The sequence below is a fragment of the Nonomuraea candida genome (assembly GCF_000725485.1).
GTDB classification, from domain to species: domain Bacteria; phylum Actinomycetota; class Actinomycetes; order Streptosporangiales; family Streptosporangiaceae; genus Nonomuraea; species Nonomuraea candida.
The window spans coordinates 312,726-330,238 of the sequence record NZ_KL647031.1; the positions used below are offsets into that span (position 1 = coordinate 312,726).

The 17,513-nt window shown below is 73.6% G+C and carries 19 protein-coding genes; 11 read left to right on the forward strand and 8 right to left on the reverse strand.

Annotation, left to right across the window (positions count from 1 at the left end; translation table 11 throughout):
• Window positions 1-49: 49 nt before the first annotated feature.
• A complete protein-coding gene (locus IO39_RS45370; protein ID WP_084774605.1) occupies window positions 50-2,473 on the forward strand; it encodes a transglycosylase domain-containing protein in 2,424 nt (807 codons plus the stop codon).
• Between the two features lie 93 nt (window positions 2,474-2,566).
• Here IO39_RS45370 and ybaK read toward each other — a convergent pair whose 3' ends face one another.
• Together ybaK and IO39_RS45380 are read right to left on the reverse strand one after the other, a co-directional pair.
• Window positions 2,567-3,022 carry a Cys-tRNA(Pro) deacylase gene (gene ybaK / locus IO39_RS45375; RefSeq protein ID WP_052424199.1) on the reverse strand — a complete coding sequence of 152 codons (456 nt, stop codon included), beginning with the start codon at window positions 3,020-3,022 and terminating at the stop codon, window positions 2,567-2,569.
• A 59-nt stretch (window positions 3,023-3,081) separates the two neighbouring features.
• On the reverse strand, window positions 3,082-3,843 hold the full coding sequence (locus IO39_RS45380) for an AraC family transcriptional regulator (RefSeq protein WP_043638744.1): 762 nt from the start codon (window positions 3,841-3,843) through the stop codon (window positions 3,082-3,084).
• A gap of 54 nt (window positions 3,844-3,897) precedes the next feature.
• Here IO39_RS45380 and IO39_RS45385 point away from each other — a divergent pair, with 54 nt between their 5' ends.
• The gene (locus tag IO39_RS45385) at window positions 3,898-5,019 is read left to right on the forward strand and encodes an MFS transporter (protein ID WP_245642633.1); all 1,122 of its coding nucleotides are present in this window, start codon (window positions 3,898-3,900) and stop codon (window positions 5,017-5,019) included.
• A 119-nt stretch (window positions 5,020-5,138) separates the two neighbouring features.
• On the opposite strand, the gene IO39_RS45390 is transcribed toward IO39_RS45385, so the two are convergent.
• The 3 genes from IO39_RS45390 to IO39_RS45400 all read right to left on the reverse strand — a co-directional run bounded on the left by IO39_RS45390 (window position 5,139) and on the right by IO39_RS45400 (window position 8,427).
• Window positions 5,139-7,073 (reverse strand): trypsin-like serine peptidase, encoded by a 1,935-nt coding sequence (locus IO39_RS45390; RefSeq protein ID WP_157549865.1) that lies wholly within the window; start codon window positions 7,071-7,073, stop codon window positions 5,139-5,141.
• A gap of 61 nt (window positions 7,074-7,134) precedes the next feature.
• Window positions 7,135-8,166, reverse strand: coding sequence for a non-homologous end-joining DNA ligase (gene ligD / locus IO39_RS45395; protein WP_052424201.1), 1,032 nt, complete (start codon window positions 8,164-8,166; stop codon window positions 7,135-7,137).
• Between the two features lie 48 nt (window positions 8,167-8,214).
• The gene (locus tag IO39_RS45400) at window positions 8,215-8,427 is read right to left on the reverse strand and encodes a hypothetical protein (protein WP_043638748.1); all 213 of its coding nucleotides are present in this window, start codon (window positions 8,425-8,427) and stop codon (window positions 8,215-8,217) included.
• A gap of 412 nt (window positions 8,428-8,839) precedes the next feature.
• Here IO39_RS45400 and hisD point away from each other — a divergent pair, with 412 nt between their 5' ends.
• From hisD to hisF, 9 genes are all read left to right on the forward strand, one after another.
• Window positions 8,840-10,147: a histidinol dehydrogenase gene (hisD, locus tag IO39_RS45405; RefSeq protein ID WP_043639741.1), complete on the forward strand. Its 1,308-nt coding sequence runs from the start codon at window positions 8,840-8,842 to the stop codon at window positions 10,145-10,147.
• Window positions 10,148-10,245: 98 nt separating this feature from the next.
• Window positions 10,246-11,301: a histidinol-phosphate transaminase gene (locus IO39_RS45410; protein ID WP_043639744.1), complete on the forward strand. Its 1,056-nt coding sequence runs from the start codon at window positions 10,246-10,248 to the stop codon at window positions 11,299-11,301.
• Window positions 11,298-11,891, forward strand: a complete 594-nt coding sequence (gene hisB, locus IO39_RS45415; RefSeq protein WP_043638750.1) for an imidazoleglycerol-phosphate dehydratase HisB — start codon at window positions 11,298-11,300, stop codon at window positions 11,889-11,891. The genes IO39_RS45410 and hisB overlap by 4 nt, the downstream gene beginning before the upstream one ends.
• Window positions 11,888-12,043 (forward strand): CG2302 family histidine operon protein, encoded by a 156-nt coding sequence (locus tag IO39_RS56530; protein WP_169789239.1) that lies wholly within the window; start codon window positions 11,888-11,890, stop codon window positions 12,041-12,043. Before hisB ends, IO39_RS56530 begins: the two co-directional genes overlap by 4 nt.
• Window positions 12,037-12,675: an imidazole glycerol phosphate synthase subunit HisH gene (gene hisH / locus IO39_RS45420; RefSeq protein WP_211267409.1), complete on the forward strand. Its 639-nt coding sequence runs from the start codon at window positions 12,037-12,039 to the stop codon at window positions 12,673-12,675. The genes IO39_RS56530 and hisH overlap by 7 nt, the downstream gene beginning before the upstream one ends.
• Before the next feature lie 106 nt (window positions 12,676-12,781).
• A complete protein-coding gene (locus tag IO39_RS45425) occupies window positions 12,782-13,111 on the forward strand; it encodes a hypothetical protein (protein WP_043638752.1) in 330 nt (109 codons plus the stop codon).
• Complete coding sequence (gene priA, locus IO39_RS45430) at window positions 13,112-13,834, forward strand: bifunctional 1-(5-phosphoribosyl)-5-((5-phosphoribosylamino)methylideneamino)imidazole-4-carboxamide isomerase/phosphoribosylanthranilate isomerase PriA (RefSeq protein ID WP_043638755.1); 723 nt, start codon at window positions 13,112-13,114, stop codon at window positions 13,832-13,834.
• 21 nt (window positions 13,835-13,855) lie between these two features.
• Window positions 13,856-14,266 (forward strand): Rid family hydrolase, encoded by a 411-nt coding sequence (locus tag IO39_RS45435; protein WP_052424202.1) that lies wholly within the window; start codon window positions 13,856-13,858, stop codon window positions 14,264-14,266.
• The gene (hisF, locus tag IO39_RS45440; protein ID WP_043638762.1) at window positions 14,263-15,024 is read left to right on the forward strand and encodes an imidazole glycerol phosphate synthase subunit HisF; all 762 of its coding nucleotides are present in this window, start codon (window positions 14,263-14,265) and stop codon (window positions 15,022-15,024) included. Before IO39_RS45435 ends, hisF begins: the two co-directional genes overlap by 4 nt.
• 14 nt (window positions 15,025-15,038) lie before the next feature.
• On the opposite strand, the gene IO39_RS45445 is transcribed toward hisF, so the two are convergent.
• The 3 genes from IO39_RS45445 to IO39_RS45450 form a co-directional block, all read right to left on the reverse strand.
• Window positions 15,039-16,400, reverse strand: coding sequence for a glutamine synthetase family protein (locus IO39_RS45445; protein ID WP_052424203.1), 1,362 nt, complete (start codon window positions 16,398-16,400; stop codon window positions 15,039-15,041).
• Window positions 16,401-16,461: 61 nt separating this feature from the next.
• On the reverse strand, window positions 16,462-16,623 hold the full coding sequence (locus tag IO39_RS56535; RefSeq protein WP_169789240.1) for a hypothetical protein: 162 nt from the start codon (window positions 16,621-16,623) through the stop codon (window positions 16,462-16,464).
• Between the two features lie 202 nt (window positions 16,624-16,825).
• On the reverse strand, window positions 16,826-17,455 hold the full coding sequence (locus IO39_RS45450; protein ID WP_043638765.1) for a TIGR03085 family metal-binding protein: 630 nt from the start codon (window positions 17,453-17,455) through the stop codon (window positions 16,826-16,828).
• Between the last annotated feature and the right edge of the window lie 58 nt (window positions 17,456-17,513).

A 17,513-nucleotide genomic window follows, 5' to 3' on the forward strand; every position in this document is an offset into this window, starting at 1 on the left:
GTCGGAAGCGGGCGTTTGCCGCCGATCCGGACGTCGCACATCATCTGACGTGACCGTACTCAGATCCGTCGGGGCGCTCGGGCTGGCGGGGGCGCTCGGCGGAGTGCTGGCGGCCGCACTGGCCGCGCCCGTGGTGAGCGGGGGCGGCATCGCGGCGATGGGCGTCGCGAACACGTTCGTGGATCTGCCGCCCGCCCCGCGCGAGGAGCCGCTGGCCGAGGTGACGAGGCTGCTGGACAAGGACGGCCGCCCGTTCGCCCAGTTCTACGAGGCCAACAGGACGGCCGTGCCGCTCGGCGCGGTCGCGCCCGTGATGCGCCGGGCGATCGTGGCCATCGAGGACGCCCGTTTCTACGAGCACGGCGGCATGGACGTCAGGGGCACGATCAGGGCGCTGCTCACCAACACCCAGGCGGGCGGCATCCGGCAGGGCGGCTCGTCGCTGACCCAGCAGCTCGTCAAGAACATCCTGGTGGAGAGCGCCCGCACCGACGAGGAACGCGACAAGGCCCGCGCCCCGAACCTGGCCCGCAAGATCACCGAACTGCGGTACGCGCTGGCCCTGGAGAAGAAGTACCGCAAGGACGAGATCCTGGAGCGCTACCTGAACATCGCCTACTTCGGCGCCGGGGCGCACGGCGTCGAGGCGGCGGCCAGGCGCTTCTTCTCCACCTCGGCCTCCCGGCTGACGCTGAACCAGGCGGCCACGCTGGCGGGGGCGGTGCGGATGCCGTACTCGACCGACCCCTCGCTCGGGCAGGCGCACCGGGAGCGGCTCAAGGAGCGGCGCGACCTCGTGCTCGACCGCATGGCCGGGCTCAAGCAGATCACCCGGCAGGAGGCGGCGCGCGCCAAGGCGGCGCCGCTGGGCATCCGGCTGCGGCCCGAGCCCGGCGGCTGCGAGCAGAGCCAGTACCCCTTCTACTGCATGTACGTCAAACGCGAGCTGCTGTCCAACCCCGTCTTCGGCAACTCGGCCCGCGAGCGGCAGTCCAGGATGGCCAGGGGCGGCCTGGTGATCAGGACCAGCCTCGACCCGATCGCGCAGCGCGCCGCCGAGCGGGCCATCCGCGAGCACGTCTCGCCCGAGGACACCGAGGTGGCGGCCGAGGCCATGGTCGAGCCGGGCACCGGCCGCATCAGGGCGATGGCCGCCAGCAAACGCTTCGGCCGCAACCCCGGCAACCGCAGGAACGGCCCCAAGACCACCTTCAACCTGCCCGCCGACGTCGCGCACGGCGGGGGACAGGGCTTCCAGGCCGGCTCGACGTTCAAGGTGTTCACCCTGGCCACCGCCCTGCGGCAGGGGTGGCGCTTCGGCGACGGCTTCCAGACGCCGGGGGCGATGACGCCGTCGCACGGCTACCGCGACTGCTCGGGCCGCCCGGTCAACGACCCCGGCACGCGGGTGCTCAACGCCAGCGGCGAGGGCGAGGGCGGCCCGCACAGCATCGAGACCGGCACGTGGAAGTCGGTGAACATCTTCTACATGATGCTGGAGCGCAAGGTCGGGCTCTGCGACGTGGTGCGCACGGCCCGGTCGCTGGGCATCAGCCGGGCCGACGGGAAGCCGCTGAAGGAGGTGCCGACGTTCACGCTGGGGGTCAACGAGATGGACCCCGTGACGGTGGCGGCGGCCTTCGCGGCGTTCGCGAGCCGGGGCCGGTACTGCCGGCCGCTGGCCATCGTGGAGATCACCGGCAGGGACGGGCGGCGCACGCACGTGCCGCCCTCGTGCGAGCAGGCCATCGAGCGGCCCGTCGCGGACGCGGTCAACCACGTCCTGGAGGGCGTCTTCGACAAGGGCACCATGAAGGGGCAGAGCATCGGCCGGCCGGCCGCCGGCAAGACCGGCACCAACAACGGCTACACCTCGGCCTGGTTCGCCGGCTACACGCCCGACCTGGCGGCGGCGGTCAGCGTCGGGGACATCCGGGGGTCCTACAAGTACCCGCTGCAGGGGGTGGAGATCGGGGGCCGCAGCTACGGGTCGGTGCAGGGGGCGTCGCTGCCGGGGCCGATCTGGGTGGAGTCGATGGGGGCGGCGCTGCGGCGTACGGAGCCGCGCGGGTTCCCCGGGCCGGACATGTCGCGGTTCGGCGGCGGGCACACGCCGGGGCTGGAGAAGGCGCTGGCCGAGGAGGAGCGCAAGAAGCGGCGCGGTGACCATCCGTTCGGGGGCAGGCGGCACCGGCGGCTGTTCGAGTGGCTGCTCGGGCAGGGGCCCGCCGCGCCGCCGGGGCGGGAGCGCGGGGAGCGGCTGCTGGAGCGCCTGCGCCGCGACGCCATCGACGGCGCCCCCGCCCTCCGGCCCGGCGTACGGCGCCAGGAGGGCCGGGACCGGCGGGTGGGGGAGCCGCCGTGGGCGCGGCGTCCCGGGCGGGAGGCCGACCGGCCGCGTCGCGGGCGCGGCGAGGGGTGGCGGCACCGCGGCGGCCCTGACGGAATCAGAGGTGACGGGGCTCCGAGGTGACGGGGCTCCGAGGTGACGGCGCGCCGGGCGGGTCGGCCGGGTGTCGGTCAGCCGGGCGTCGGTCAGGCCGGGCCTCGGTCAGGCCGGGCGGGGTCAGCCGGCCTTGCCGATGGGGGCGGTGACGGCCCTGGTGAGCGTGATGAGGTTGTCGGGTGCGGTCTCGATCTGCAGGCCGCGCTTCCCGGCCGAGAAGTAGATCGTCTCGAAGTCGAGCGCCGAGGAGTCGACCACCGTCGGGAGCTGCTTGCGCTGCCCCAGCGGGCTGATGCCGCCCACGACGTAACCCGTGACGCGCTCCACCTTGGCGGCGTCGGCCATCGCGGCCCGCTTGCTGTCGAGCGCGGCGGCCAGGGCCTTGAGGTCGAGCTTGCCCGCCACCGGCACGACCGCCACGGCCAGCCCGCTCTCGACCTCCGCCACGAGGGTCTTGAAGATCCGCTCGTACGGCACGCCGAGCGCGTCGGCCGCCTCCTCCCCGTAGGCCTGCGCGGAGGGGTCGTGATCGTACGGGTGGAGCGTGAACTCGGCCTTCGCCTTGGCCAGTGCCATGGTGGCGGGGGTGCCCCCCTTGCCCTTCGATGTGCTCACGAGATCCGATTGTAGCGAATCTACAGTGTAAAGGCGCGGCCGGGGGTGTACCCGAACGCCCTCTTGAACACGTCGATGAACGCACTCGCCGACGCCCACCCGCACCTGTGCGCGACCGCGGTCACCGGGGTGCCGCCGGCGAGCAGCAGCAGGGCGTGGTGGAGGCGGAGCTGGGTGCGCCACTGCGGGAAGCTCATGCCCAGCTCGGCCCGGCACAGGCGGGCCAGCGTGCGGTCGCTGGTGCCGGCGCGGGCGGCGAGCCGGGCCAGGGTGCTGTTGTCGGCGGGGTCGCGGTGCAGCACGGCGCAGACGGCGGCCAGCCGCGGGTCCCTGGGGGTGGGCAGGTGGAGCGGCTGCTCGGGGGCGTGCCTGAGCTGGTCGAGCAGCACGCCCAGCAGCCGCCCCCGCTCCGCCTCGCGATCGCCTCCGGCGCCGGGGGCGCCGGCCGGAGGCGGGTCGGTGTAGGCGATGATCAGCTCGCGGAGCAGCGGGCCGACCGCCAGCACCGCGGGCCGGGCCAGGCCCAGCGGGTTGCCCGTGAGGCCGACCAGGCGCAGGTCGGTGTCCCCGTGCGCGCGGTGCTCGTGCACCGTGCCGGCCGGCACCCACAGGGCGCGGTTGGCGGGGGCGACCCAGGTGCCGGCGTCGGTGGTGACCGAGACGACGCCGCGGCAGGCGTACACGATCTGGTGGGTGTCGTGCCGGTGGGCGGTGATGCCCGCGCCGGGCGCGAGGGGACGCCGTCCGGTGGGCGCCTCGGACACGTGGCGGATTTCCCTCATAAGCTGGCACATTATCGGAAGCGGGCCACGCGGCGGCCGGTCGAGGATCGAAGCGTGAACAAAATCCCGATGCTCGCCGCCGGTCACGCCACCGTCGACTTCTACCAGGGGGCGGTCCCCGCGCTCGTGCCCTTCCTGGTGGCCGAGCGCGGCTACGGATATGTCGCGGTCTCCGGGATCGTGCTGGCCGCCACGCTGCTGTCGTCGATCGTGCAGCCGCTGTTCGGGGTGCTGACGGACCGGTGGCGCATGCCCTGGCTGATCCCGGCGAGCATGGTGCTGGCCGGGGCGGGGGTGGCGGCGGGCGGCGCGGCGGACTCGTACGCGCTGATCTGGCTGGCCGTGGCCGCGTCCGGGCTGGGCGTGGCCGCCTACCACCCGGAGTCCGCGCGGCTGGCCAGGGTCGCCAGCGCGGGCAGCCACGTGCGGATGAGCTGGTTCTCGCTGGGCGGGACGCTGGGGTTCGCCTCGGCTCCGGTGCTGGTGACGCCGCTGCTGGCGGGGTGGGGGCTGGACGCCTCGCCGTTCCTGGCGCTGCCGGCGGTGCTGGGGGCGGTGGTGACGCTGCCGGCGGTGCTGGCGCTGACCGGGCGGGGCGGCGCGGCGCGGGCCGCCGCGCCGGTCGCGGGACGTGACGACTGGCCGTCGTTCGTCCGGCTGACGCTGGTGATCGTCCTGCGGTCGGTCGTGTACGTGGGCCTGAGCGCCTTCGTGGCCCTCCACCTGGGCGGCGGGGCGGCCGGCGCGGTGGCGCTGTTCGTGCTGTTCGCGGGCGGGGCGGTGGGCACGGTGCTGGGCGGCAGGATGGCGGCGCGCCGGGGCCGGCTGCCCACGATGCGGCTGGCGTACGCGCTGGCCGTGCCGGCGGTGGCCGGGGTGGTGTTCGTGCCCGGCCCCGCCGCGTACGTGTGCGTCGCCGCCGCCTCCATCGCCCTGTACGCCCCCTTCTCCCTGCACGTCACGCTCGGGCAGGACTTCCTGCCGACCAGGGTGGGCACGGCGGGCGGGGTCACCCTGGGCCTGGCGGTGAGCGTGGGCGGCCTGGTCAGCCCGGTGGTGGGGGCGGTGGCGCAGGCGGCGTCGCTGCGGACGGCGCTGGCGTGCCTGATCGTGTTCCCGGCGCTGGCCTGGCTCCTGGCGCGCACCCTCAAGGATCCGGCCCCGGCCTCCGCCTGACGCGAGACCGGCCCGGATCCCGCCCGCCCGGGTCGGGGGCCGGCTCCGGTGTCACGCCGGACGGGCCCCGCTTCCCGGCGGTGGAAGGCTCGGGGGAGCGGGCCCCGCACGCGTGGCGCTCAGCCGGTGACCGGCAGGCGCAGGACGCTGGTGTTGTCGCGCTGGGTCGGGTCCAGGCGGGTGCTGGTGACGCGGGCCGTCACGGGCAGGCGGCGTGGCGCGTCGTCGGCCACTCGCACCTGGGCGGTGATCCGCACGGGACGGCCGGGGCGGATGACGCCGATCGTGCAGGCGGCCGCGCGGGAGGCGCTCTTGCAGGTGGCCCCGCCGGTCCCGGTCAGGGTCGCGCCGGGCGGCAGGGTGAGCGTGACGGGCACCTGGGAGGCGGCCAGCAGGCCGCGCATGGTGACGGTGGCCGTGACGGTGGCCGTGCCGCCGCGCCTGGCCGGCCGGGCGGGGCCGGACAGGGCGACGGACAGGGCGTCGTACACGCCGCGCGGGTCGGCCTGCTTGACGATCGCGCCGTAGCCCTCCAGGTTGATCGCGTTGGCGACGGAGTTGCCGTCGGACTCGCCGTCCTCCTTGCCCGCCGACAGCACGCCGACCAGGTCGCCGGTGGCCCTGAGGAACCACGGCCCGCCGCTGTGGCCCTTGAACAGGTGGCAGTTCTGCGTCTCCAGCCGCCCGGCCTTGGCGGCGGGGACCGCGGTGCGGGCGGCGAGCATGGTCTCCGCGCCGGTGACGCCGAGCGCCTGCCTGGTCCTGCCCAGGCACCAGAGCTGGTCCCTGCCGTCGTACGGCTTCCTGCCGAGCAGGCCGGGGTAGCCGGTGGTGGCGATCGTGTGCCTGCCGCCCTGGTTGAGCAGCGGGGTGAACGCGCCGACGGCGTCCTGCAGGGTGCGGTTGCGCCGGCCGACCTCGATGAGGGCGACGTCGTAGATGGAGTTCCAGTCGCCGCCGCTCATCCCGGTGTAGCCGTCGGGCTTCCACGCCCGCCGCGCGCCCCATCTCCCGTACGGCTCGCGCTGCCGCTGGGTGGTCGCCCGGCCGTCGTAGGCGGGCACGAAGGCGAAGCTGGTGTGCCATCTGCCGGTCGTCGCGCCGTCGGGGACGCCGTACACGCAGTGGGCGGCGGTGACGACGAGCAGGCCGGCCGCCGAGCGGACGACGGAGGCGGTGCAGGAGTCGCCCTGCCCGGAGGCGTTGACGAAGAACAGCCGTCCGCTGATCCGGCTGTACGGCGTCGCGGTGTACGGCCTGCGCGCCCGGGCGTATCCGTTGGCGTCGCCGCCGGGGGTGATCCGCTTGGCCGACGGCACGCTCCGCCGCTCGGCCGCCCTGCCTGCGGTCTTGCCCGCCGCTCTGCCGGTCGCCTGGCCTGCGGTCTTGCCTGCGGCTGCGCCGGTCGTCTCGCCTGCGGTCTTGCCTGCCGCCTCACCGGCCGCCTGGCCTGCGGTGCCGCCGGTCGTCACCCCTGCGGTGCCGCCGGCCGTCTCCTCGGCTGCGCCGCCCGAGGTCTCACCATCCGCCCCGGCCCGCGCCGCGCCCGTTCCGCCGCCCGTCACCCTTGCCGTCGCGCCTGCTGCCGCGCCGGTCGTCCCGCCGGGCGTGGCCGTGCTGGGCAGGCTCTCGGGCAGGTCGGCGGCCTTGGCCTTGGCCTGCTTGCCCGCGGTCCAGTAGCGCACGGCGCGTCCCGGGCGCATCACCGGCGACGCCACGGCTCCCCAGGAGCGGGTGGGCCGGGCGGGCCGCCCGGCGCCGACCGGCGCGGCGGGCGGCTGCTCGGCCACCGGCGCCCGCGTCGGCACGCCAGATGTCGCCGCGGACGTGGCGGTGGTCGTGGCGGTGGTCGTGGCGGTGGTCGGGACGGTGGTCGGGACGGTGGTCGGGACGGACGTGGCGTTCGCCGCGGTGCTCGTGCGGCCGGCCGGGACGGCGGGTGCCTGGTCGGCCGCGGCGGGCAGCGCGAGCGTGACGCCGGCCAGCGTGGTCAAGGTGGTGACCAGAGTTTTGTGCACAGTGTCCCCCGAGCGGCTCGACAACCTCTCGATCACTCTAAGTCACCATAAGGGTGCGAACTGTGGTTAGGGTGCCGCGTGTCGGAGAACGCCCGGATCAGCCCGCCACGGCCTCGCCCCTGCCGTCACCCGTGCCGTCGCCCGTGCCCCGCTCCGGCAGGATGCCGGCCGTGGTCACGTCGGTGGGGGAGCGGTCGGGCCGCAGCCCCCGCCACGAGGGGTGCCGCAGCCGCCCGTCGCCGGTGACCTCGGCGTACTGCACCTCGCCGACCACCCGGGGCTCCACCCAGCGCGCGTCGCGGGCGTGCTCGCGGGGCACCGCCTCGCCGAAGGGCGGGTCGGGCCGCTCCAGCGGGGCCAGCCGGTCGAGCAGGTCGCGCAGCATGGCCTCGGTGAAGCCGGTGCCGACGTGGCCGACGTACCGCAGGCGGCCGTCCGGGTCGTACGCGCCGAGCAGCAGCGACCCGATCATCCCCGAGCGCCGCCCGCCGCCGGCCTTCCAGCCGCCGATGACGACCTCGACCGCGCTGACGTTCTTGACCTTGGTCCATTCGCCGCTGCGCCGCCCGGGCCGGTACGGCGAGCTCATCCGCTTGCACACGACCCCTTCGAGCCCGAGCTGCCGGGAGGAGTCGAACGCCCGCTCGGCGTGGTCGGCGAACCAGACGGGCACCTGCCACCGGTAGCCGGGCGTCAGCGTGCCCTCCAGCAGCTCGCGCCGCTCGGTGTAGGGCCGGGCGATCACCGCGGCGTCGCCGAGGTGCAGGATGTCGAAGGCCATGTACGTCACCGGCACCGCCCTGGCCAGCTCGGCCACGGCGGCGGGCCTGCGCTGGTGCATCCGGGGTTGCAGCGCGCCGAAGCTGGGCCGTCCGGCCTCGTCGAACGCCACGACCTCCCCGTCGAGCACGGCCGCCCGCCGGCCGGTGGCGCCGGCCATGAGCTGCAGCTCGGGGTAGGCGGCGGTGATGTCCTTGCCGTTGCGCGACATGAGGCGGACGGCGCCGTCCTCGACGTAGGCGAGGGCGCGCACGCCGTCCCATTTCATCTCCACGGCCCAGTCGTCACCCTGGACGGAGGTCAGGGTCCCGAGCTGGGCGAGCATCGGCGCGTAGGCCGGCAGCACCATGGTGCAGGCAGTACCCCGCCGGGGCGGCCGGCAGTGGCGGCCGGGGGTCTACAGATGGTCAAGGCGGCTGTCCGCCGCCGTGCGGCCGTCCTCCACCAGCTCGGCGAGGTCCACGCCGTGCTCGCCCAGCTCGGTGACGGTGGTGCAGTAGCCGCGCAGGTAGGTGCGGTCGCCGACCTGGTGGGAGACGCGCAGCAGGGGGCGGTCGCCCAGGATGATCGCCTCGACCAGGATGCCGTCGGGCCCGCGCCACTGTCCCATGCCGTAAGGGTAAGGGGCCGGACATAATGGACAGGTAATGTCGGGCCTCCGCCGCGCCCGCACCGGCCGGAATCCCCGCAGGACGCGCACCGACACGCCCCTCGTGCGGCGGCCACGTAACGTTATCTTTTGCTGACCCGAAGTTTTTCTTGGTCCGTCGTGTTAGAGGCGGCGCGTCTCGGGCAGTGGTGACGCCTTGAGCGTTTCCCGGTCGTGGCCGTACCCCCGTGACGGCCACGGCGCCGCCCCGGCAGGCCCGGTCCGGGGCGTTCGCGGGCGCGGGGCGGACGTCGGCGAGCGCCGCCCCGCGCCCCCTCACCTGTCCGGCCGCCGTTTCCTCGTCTCCGGCGGCCCGGATGTCCGCATGATGGACAGAACCAGATTCAGGGCCCGGACTCCGTAGACTATGAGGGTGATTTCCCGTATCGACATGCGCAGTGGCCTGCCCGAGGACCTGCGCGACGTGCTGCCCCGCGCCGACCTCGACGTCGAGGCCGCCCTGGAGAAGGTGCGGCCCATCTGCGAGGACGTGCGCCATCGCGGGGCGGCAGCCGTACGGGAGCTGACCGCCAGGTTCGACGGCGTCGAGATCGCCTCCGCCCGCGTCCCCGCCGAGGCCCTGGACAGGGCGCTGGCCGAGCTCGACCCGAAGGTGCGCGCCGCGCTGGAGGAGTCGATCAGGCGGGCCAGGCTGGTCCACCGCGACCAGCGGCGCACCGACGTCACCACCGAGGTGGTGCCCGGCGGCACGGTGACCGAGCGGTGGGTGCCGGTCGACCGGGTGGGCCTCTACGTCCCCGGCGGCCGCGCGGTCTATCCGTCCAGCGTGGTGATGAACGTGGTGCCGGCCCAGGAGGCCGGCGTCGGCTCGCTGGCCGTGGCCAGCCCGGCGCAGAAGGCGTTCGGCGGCCTGCCGCACCCGACGATCCTGGCCGCGTGCGCGCTGCTCGGCGTCGACGAGGTCTATTCGGTGGGCGGGGCGCAGGCCGTGGCCATGTTCGCCTACGGCACCGAGGAGTGCCCGCCGGCCACCATGGTGACCGGTCCGGGCAACATCTGGGTGGCGGCGGCCAAGCGGCTGCTCAAGGGCCGCATCGGCATCGACTCCGAGGCGGGGCCGACCGAGATCGCCATCCTGGCCGACGAGACGGCCGACCCGGTGCACGTCGCGGCCGACCTGATCAGCCAGGCCGAGCACGACACGATCGCCGCCGCCGTGCTGGTGACCACCAGCGCCGAGCTGGCCGACGCGGTCGAGAAGGAGCTGCCCGGCCAGGTCTCGGCCACCAGGCACTCCGAGCGCATCACCGAGGCGCTGAGCGGCAGGCAGTCGGGCATCGTGCTGGTCAGCTCGATCGACGACGGCCTGAAGGTGGTCGACGCCTACGCCGCCGAGCACCTGGAGATTCACACCGCCGACGCGGCGGCCGTCGCGGCGCGGGTGCGCAACGCCGGAGCGATCTTCGTGGGCGCCTACGCGCCGGTCTCGCTCGGCGACTACCTCGCCGGCTCCAACCACGTCCTGCCCACCGGCGGCTGCGCCTGCCACTCCAGCGGCCTGTCGGTGCAGTCGTTCCTGCGCGGCATCCACGTCGTCGACTACAGCCGTGAGGCGCTCGCGGGCGCGGCGGCGCACGTGTCGGTCCTGGCCGACGCCGAAGACCTGCCCGCACACGGCGCGGCGATCCGCGCCCGATTCGACTGGCGAGTGCCCGAGTGAGCAGTGCCCGCGAGACCACCGGCGACCGCGAGACCGGCGGCGTCCGAGAGACCACCGGCGTCCGAGAGACCACCAGGGCCGGGGTAAGCCTCGGCGACCTGCCGATCCGCGACGACCTGCGGGGCAAGACGCCCTACGGCGCGCCCCAGATCGACGTGCCGGTCCGGCTCAACACCAACGAGAATCCCTACCCGCCCTCTCCCGCGCTGGTCGCCGACCTGGCCGGGGAGATCGGGGCGCGGGCGGGCGAGCTCAACCGCTACCCCGACCGCGACGCCGTGGAACTGCGCGCCGACCTGGCCGCCTACCTCGGCCATGGCCTGTCCACCGAGCAGGTGTGGGCGGCCAACGGCTCCAACGAGGTGCTCCAGCAGATCCTCCAGGCGTTCGGCGGCCACGGCCGCACCGCCATGGGGTTCGAGCCGTCCTACTCCATGCACCCGATCATCACCGGCGGCACCAGCACGGAGTGGGTCAAGGCCAGCCGCGAGGAGGACTTCTCGCTCGACCCGGGCAAGGCCACGGCCGCGATCGAGGAGCACCGCCCCGACATCGTCTTCCTCACCTCGCCGAACAACCCCACCGGCACCGCGCAGCCGCTGGAGACGATCGAGGCCGTGCTGGCCGCGGCGCCCGGCATGGTGGTGGTCGACGAGGCCTACGCCGAGTTCGCCCGCGAGGGCACGCCGTCGGCGCTGACCCTGCTGCCGGCGCACCCGAGGCTGATCGTCACCCGGACGATGTCCAAGGCGTTCGCCATGGCGGGCACGCGGGTGGGTTACCTGGCCGCGCATCCGGCCGTGGTGGAGGCGCTGCTGCTGGTGCGGCTGCCGTACCATCTGTCGACGCTCACCCAGACGGCGGCGCGCGTGGCGCTGCGGCACCGCGAGGAGCTGCTCGGCACGGTCGACGCGCTGCGGCGCGAGCGTGACGACACCGTGGCGTGGCTGCGGTCCAAGAAGCTGAGGGTGGCCGACTCCGACGCCAACTTCGTGCTGTTCGGGCGTTTCCCCGACCGGCGCGCGGTGTGGGAGGGTCTGCTGGAGCGCGGCGTGCTCATCCGCGAGGTGGGCCCGCCGGAATGGCTGCGTGTCTCGATCGGCACGGGCGAGGAGATGGCGGCCTTCCGCGCCGCCCTGGAAGGAGTGCTTTGAGCCGCGTAGGTCGCATCGAGCGTGTCACGAAGGAGACCTCGGTCCTGGTGGAGGTGGGCCTCGACGGCACCGGCCGGGTGGAGGTGTCGACGGGGGTCGGCTTCTACGACCACATGCTGGCCCAGCTCGGCAAGCACGGCCTGTTCGACCTGACCGTCAAGACCGAGGGCGACCTGCACATCGACTCGCACCACACGATCGAGGACACCGCGCTGGCGCTGGGCGCCGCGTTCCGCGAGGCGCTGGGCGACAAGTCGGGCATCAGGCGGTTCGGCAGCGCGTCGTGCCCGCTGGACGAATCCCTCGCCCAGGTCACCGTCGACCTGTCCGGCCGCCCCTACCTCGTGCACTCCGAGCCCGAGGGCATGGCGCCGATGATCGGGCCCGAATACGACACCACCATGACCCGGCACATCCTGGAGTCGTTCGTGGCGCAGGCGGCGATCTGCCTGCACGTGCACGTCCCCTACGGCCGCAACGCCCACCACATCGTGGAGGCCCAGTTCAAGGCGCTGGCCAGGGCGCTGCGCGAGGCGTCGGAGATCGACCCGCGGGCGACGGGGGTGCCCAGCACCAAGGGCGTCCTGTGACGGACAACCTGCTCGCCGTCGCGATGCTCTTCCTCGGGCTGTTCCTGGCCGGAGGCGTGTTCTCCCTGGGCAGGCAGGGGATCAAGATCGGTGCTGCCGTCTGCGCGCTGGCCGCGGCGATGGCGATCACGGCGGGGGTGTTGTGGTGGTGAGCAAGAAGAACGTCGTGGTGCTCGACTACGGTTCGGGCAACCTGCGCTCGGCCGAGCGCGCGCTGGCCAGGGCGGGCGCCGAGGTGACGGTCACGTCCGACTTCGACGCGGCGCTGGCGTGCGACGGGCTGGTCGTGCCGGGCGTGGGCGCGTTCGAGGCGTGCATGAAGGGGCTCAAGGGGGTGCGCGGTGACCAGATCGTCGGCCGCCGCCTGTCCGGGGGCCGCCCGGTGCTGGGCATCTGCGTCGGCATGCAGATCCTGTTCGCCAGGGGCGTCGAGCACGGCGTGGAGACCGAGGGGTGCGGCGAGTGGCCCGGCACGGTCGAGCGGCTCGACGCGCCGGTGCTGCCCCACATGGGGTGGAACACCGTCAAGCCGCCCGAGGGCAGCGTGCTGTTCGCCGGGCTCGACGCGGCCACCCGCTTCTACTTCGTGCACTCCTACGGGGTGCGCGAATGGGAGCTGCGCACCGGTGACGGCTTCGCCGAGCCCGTGGTCACGTGGGCCGAGCACGGGGTGCCGTTCGTGGCCGCCGTCGAGAACGGCCCGCTGATGGCCACCCAGTTCCACCCCGAGAAGTCAGGCGACGCCGGCGCCGCCCTGCTGCGCAACTGGCTCGCCACCCTATGAGCCGGCCACCCCGCGAGCAGGGAGCGCATGCCGTGAGCAGGAGACGCAGGCCATGACCAGGGAGCGCATGCCGTGACCAGGGAGCGCGTGCCATGAGCACGCAGCCATGAGCAAGGAGCGGGCGCGGCGCAGGGCCGAGCGGGAGGCGGAGCGGGCGCGCGCGATGCGGGCCAACGAGGAGCGGCAGGCGCGCCGGGCCCGCCGCCGCGCCCTCCTGGTCCGGCTGACGCCGCGCCCGGTGCGCTTCTACCGGCAGGGCGGCCTGCTGGCCCGCCGCCACCGCGCCCAGAACGCCGCGGTGGCGCTCGGTTTCCTGATCGTGCAGGTGATCGTCTGGCTGGTGTGGGGGTCGTTCCCGATCAGCTTCGCCGCCCTGGTGCTGTCCCTGCTGCTCGCACCCGTTGTCGTGACCCTCGCATTCGACCGGAGGACCTGAATGTCGCTCGTATTGCTGCCCGCCGTGGACGTCGTGGACGGCCAGGCCGTACGCCTGACGCAGGGCGAGGCCGGCACCGAGACCGTCCACGGCGCGCCCCTGGCCGCCGCGCTGGCCTGGCAGGAGGCGGGCGCCGAGTGGATCCACATGGTCGACCTCGACGCGGCGTTCGGCCGGGGCGGCAACCGGGAGCTGCTGGCCGAGGTGATCGGCCGGCTGGACGTGAACGTGGAGCTGTCCGGCGGCATCCGCGACGACGAGTCCCTGGCCGCCGCGCTGGCCACCGGTTGCCGGCGGGTCAACATCGGCACCGCCGCGCTGGAGAACCCCGAGTGGTGCCGGAAGATCATCGCCGAGCACGGCGACAAGATCGCGGTCGGGCTCGACGTGCGCGGCACCACGCTGGCCGCGCGCGGCTGGACCGAGGACGCCGGCGACCTGTGGGAGGTGCTCGACCGGCTGGAGGCCGACGGCTGCCCCCGCTACGTGGTGACCGACGTCACCAAGGACGGCATGCTGCAGGGGCCCAACCTCGACCTGTACCGCCAGATCTGCGCCCGTACCGACCGGCCCGTCATCGCCAGCGGCGGTGTCTCCAGCCTCGATGACCTGGTGGCACTGTCTTCTCTCGTTCCGGTCGGAGTGGAGGGCGCCATCGTGGGCAGGGCCCTGTACGCTCACGCGTTCACGCTGGAAGACGCGCTTGCCGCGGTACGCGTGTAGCTCTTGCCGGGAGGGGGCGAGATGAGCGTCAGCAGCATCGGTATGGAAAGCACCGGGTTCAGGGTGTTTTCGGGCGGCATCTGGGAGGAGAAGTACGGCTACGCCCGCGCCGTCGTCGCGGGCGAGCGGGTGATCGTCTCCGGCTGCACCTCCACCGTCGACGGAGAGGTGCGCCACGTCGGCGACGCCTACAAGCAGAGCCTGACGGCGATCGACATCGCGCTCGAAGCGGTCCTGATGGGCGGCCTGACGGCGAGAGACGTCGTCATGGTCCGCTACTACGTGGTGGAGCAGCGTCACTTCGACCTCGTCGGGCGCGCCATCCACGACGTCTTCGTCGAGGTGCGGCCCGCCTGCACCGGAGTCAGGGTGGCCGGGCTGGTCGACCCGAGAATGCTGGTAGAGATCGAGATCGAGGCGTTGCGAACATGACCGTTGCGGTAAGAGTCATCCCCTGTCTCGACGTGGACGCCGGCCGCGTGGTCAAGGGCGTCAACTTCGAGAACCTGCGCGACGCGGGCGACCCCGTCGAGCTGGCGCGGCGCTACGACCAGGAGGGCGCGGACGAGCTGACCTTCCTGGACATCACGGCGTCGTCCGGGGAGCGGGAGACCATGCTCGACGTGGTGCGCAGGACCGCCGAGCAGGTGTTCATCCCGCTCACCGTCGGCGGGGGAGTCCGCTCGGTCGAGGACGTGGACCGGCTGCTGCGGGCCGGCGCCGACAAGGTGTCGCTCAACACGGCCGCGATCGCCCGGCCCGAGCTGCTCACCGAGGCGTCCAGGCGGTTCGGCGCGCAGTGCGTCGTGCTGTCGGTCGACGCCCGCCGCGCGCCCGGCACGGCCAGCGGCTTCGAGGTGACCACGCACGGCGGGCGGCGCGGCACGGGCATCGACGCCGTCGAGTGGGCCGCCCGCGGCGAGGAGCTCGGCGTCGGCGAGATCCTGCTCAACTCGATGGACGGCGACGGCACGCTCGACGGCTACGACCTGGAGATGCTGCGCGCGGTCAGGGCGGCCGTGCGGGTGCCGGTGATCGCCAGCGGCGGCGCGGGCCGCCTGGAGGACTTCCCTCCGGCGGTGGCGGCGGGCGCCGACGCGGTGCTGGCGGCCAGCGTGTTCCACTTCGGCACGCTGAAGATCTCCGAGGTCAAGGAGACCCTCAGGATGGCGGGCCACCCGGTCCGCTGACCCGGCGCGCCGGGTCAGAACACGCGCAGGTGGTGGAAGAGCTCGTAGGAGACGTCCTTGGCGGCGAACGCGGCCGCCTCGGACCGTTTGACGGCCAGGTACGCGCTGCGCCGCAACGGCCCGAGCGCCTCCATGAGCATCTCGTCGGCCTCCAGCGCGTCCAGCGCCTCGTCCAGCGTGGCCGGCAGGCGCGGATAGCGGCCCGGACGGCTGTCCGGGTCGACGTCCACGGCCTCGCCGGGGTCGAGCTTGCGCCGGATGCCGTCCAGGCCCGCGTGGATGACGGCGCCGAGCGACAGGTAGGGGTTGGCCGAGGAGTCGGAGGGCTTCAGCTCCAGGTTCGGCTCGCCGGTGTCGCCCAGCGGGGAGCAGACGCGGACGGCGGCCTCGCGGTTGTCGGGGCCGTACACCGCGTAGGCGCCCGACCACACGCGCGGGGCCAGGCGGCGGAAGCTGTTGACGCTGCCGCAGGTCAGCGCGGTGAGGGCGGGCAGGTGGGCGAGCAGTCCGCCGATGAAGCCGGCGCGCACCTCGCCGTCCTCGGCGAAGAGGTTGTGCGTGTCGCGCCACAGCGACAGGTGCAGGTGGGCGCCGTTGCCGGCCTGGTCGGCCAGCGGTTTGGGCGCCAGTGAGGCCCACATCTGCATGCGCATGGCCACGCCGCGCACGGTCTCGCGGTAGATGACGTGGTTGTCGGCGGCGCGCAGGGCCGGCGCGTGGCGCACCGACAGCTCCTGCTGGCCGGGGCCGAGCTCGGGGTGGTAGTGCTCGACGCGCAGGCCCTGGGTCTCCAGGGCGCGGATCAGCTTGATCGTGTAGTCGTGGGCGGTGTCGAAGCCCGTGCCGGCATAGCAGAGCGAGTCGTCGAGCGGCACCAGCCGGTCGGGGCCGCCGCCGGGGTCGGGCAGGCGCCGGCCCAGCGTGAACTCCGGCTCGAACGCGGCCACGAGCGCGTAGCCCTCGGTGCCGAGCTCGGCGATGGCGTCCTTGAGGAACGTCCGCGGGCACGCCCCCCACGGCGTGCCGTCGGGCAGGCACAGGTCCGACAGCATGGCCGCCGCGCCGGGGGCGTGGGGCAACGGGACGTAGGTGGCGGGGTCGGGAACGATGCGTACCTCACCCACCGGACCCAGGTGCTCGACCTCCTGGAGCTGGTCGAGCATGTTCATCGCCATCATGGCCACCGTGTGCCCGATGCCCGTGCCGAGCCGTTCGGCCAACCGCGACCGTGATGCCGCCTTCCCACGGATCACGCCACCGTGGTCGGCGTACAGGAACCGGATCAGCTCGATGCCCTCGAGCTCGGCTCGCTCGAGGATGCGCCGCGCCTGTGGGTCGAGCTGTTGGGGCTTGGTGCCGCCGGAGCGATCTCTCATCCTGTCTGCGTAACACGATCTGGCAGTGCGGGGAAGCACCTGACGCAGACAGAACCGTCCGTCAGGTCAGAACACTTGAGAAGAACACGGCCAACTGATTGGCTCCTTGAATGATTCCGTCGAACACACCGTTGACCGCGGCGGCGGCTTGGGCCGGCCGGGTGAACAGGTAGAAGACCACGAACGCGACAGCCACGTAGGTGATCACCTTCTTGACCTGCATGGGGGGCCTCCTGCAGTCCATTCCCAGCCGTATATACCCGGATCTGGGCGATCACTAGGCATCTTCTGTGAAGATGTACATGATCCTAACCGGGGGGCTTCTTACTCATGCCATGGTACGGGCTCGAATCGGCGCGCGAGCGCCTGCCGCGCCGGGAGTTCGGCACGTTGGGAGAAGCGGCGGCGGGTCCCGGCCGCGCGGGCTAAACGCCCAGGGAGGCGGCGCGCAGCGCGTCGATGTCGGCGGGGTCGCCGGTCAGCTCGACCCTGGCGTGGGCCTGCCGGCCGAAGCAGAACACGAGCAGCTCGGCCGCCCTGCCGGTGACCTCCACCCGGGAGCCGCCGCGGGGGCCGCCGAGCGCCACGCCGCCGCCGAGCCGGTGCAGCACCACGCCCACGGGTGACTTGCGCAACATCAGCCGGGCGCCGGTGGAGACCCGCTTCCAGATGACCGTCTCCAGGTCGGCGGGCAGCTCGCGCGGCTCCCACGACGGCTGGGCGCGTCGCACGTCCTCGTGGTGGACGAACAGCTCCAGCGTGTTGACCGCCTCGTCGAGCGCGGGCAGCAGGGCGTAGACGCCGCCGGGCCTGCGGACGACGGAGACCAGGGCGGGGTAGGAGTGGCGGGCCCTGAAGGAGCTCTGCACGGAGGCGGTGTAGCCGGCCAGCAAGCCCAGGGCGATGCCGGGCATGGCGTCGGGCCTGCGCTCGCGTACGGCGAGGTGGGCCGCCAGGTCGGCGGTGGTCCAGCCCGTGCACAGCGTCGGCGCGTCCGGGCCGAGCCGGTCGAGCAGATCGCAGAGCGCCGAGCGTTCGGCACGGGCGTGAGTCACGGGTCCCACCCTACCGCCGGGAATAACCACATGATCAGACGAGATACTGACATACGGA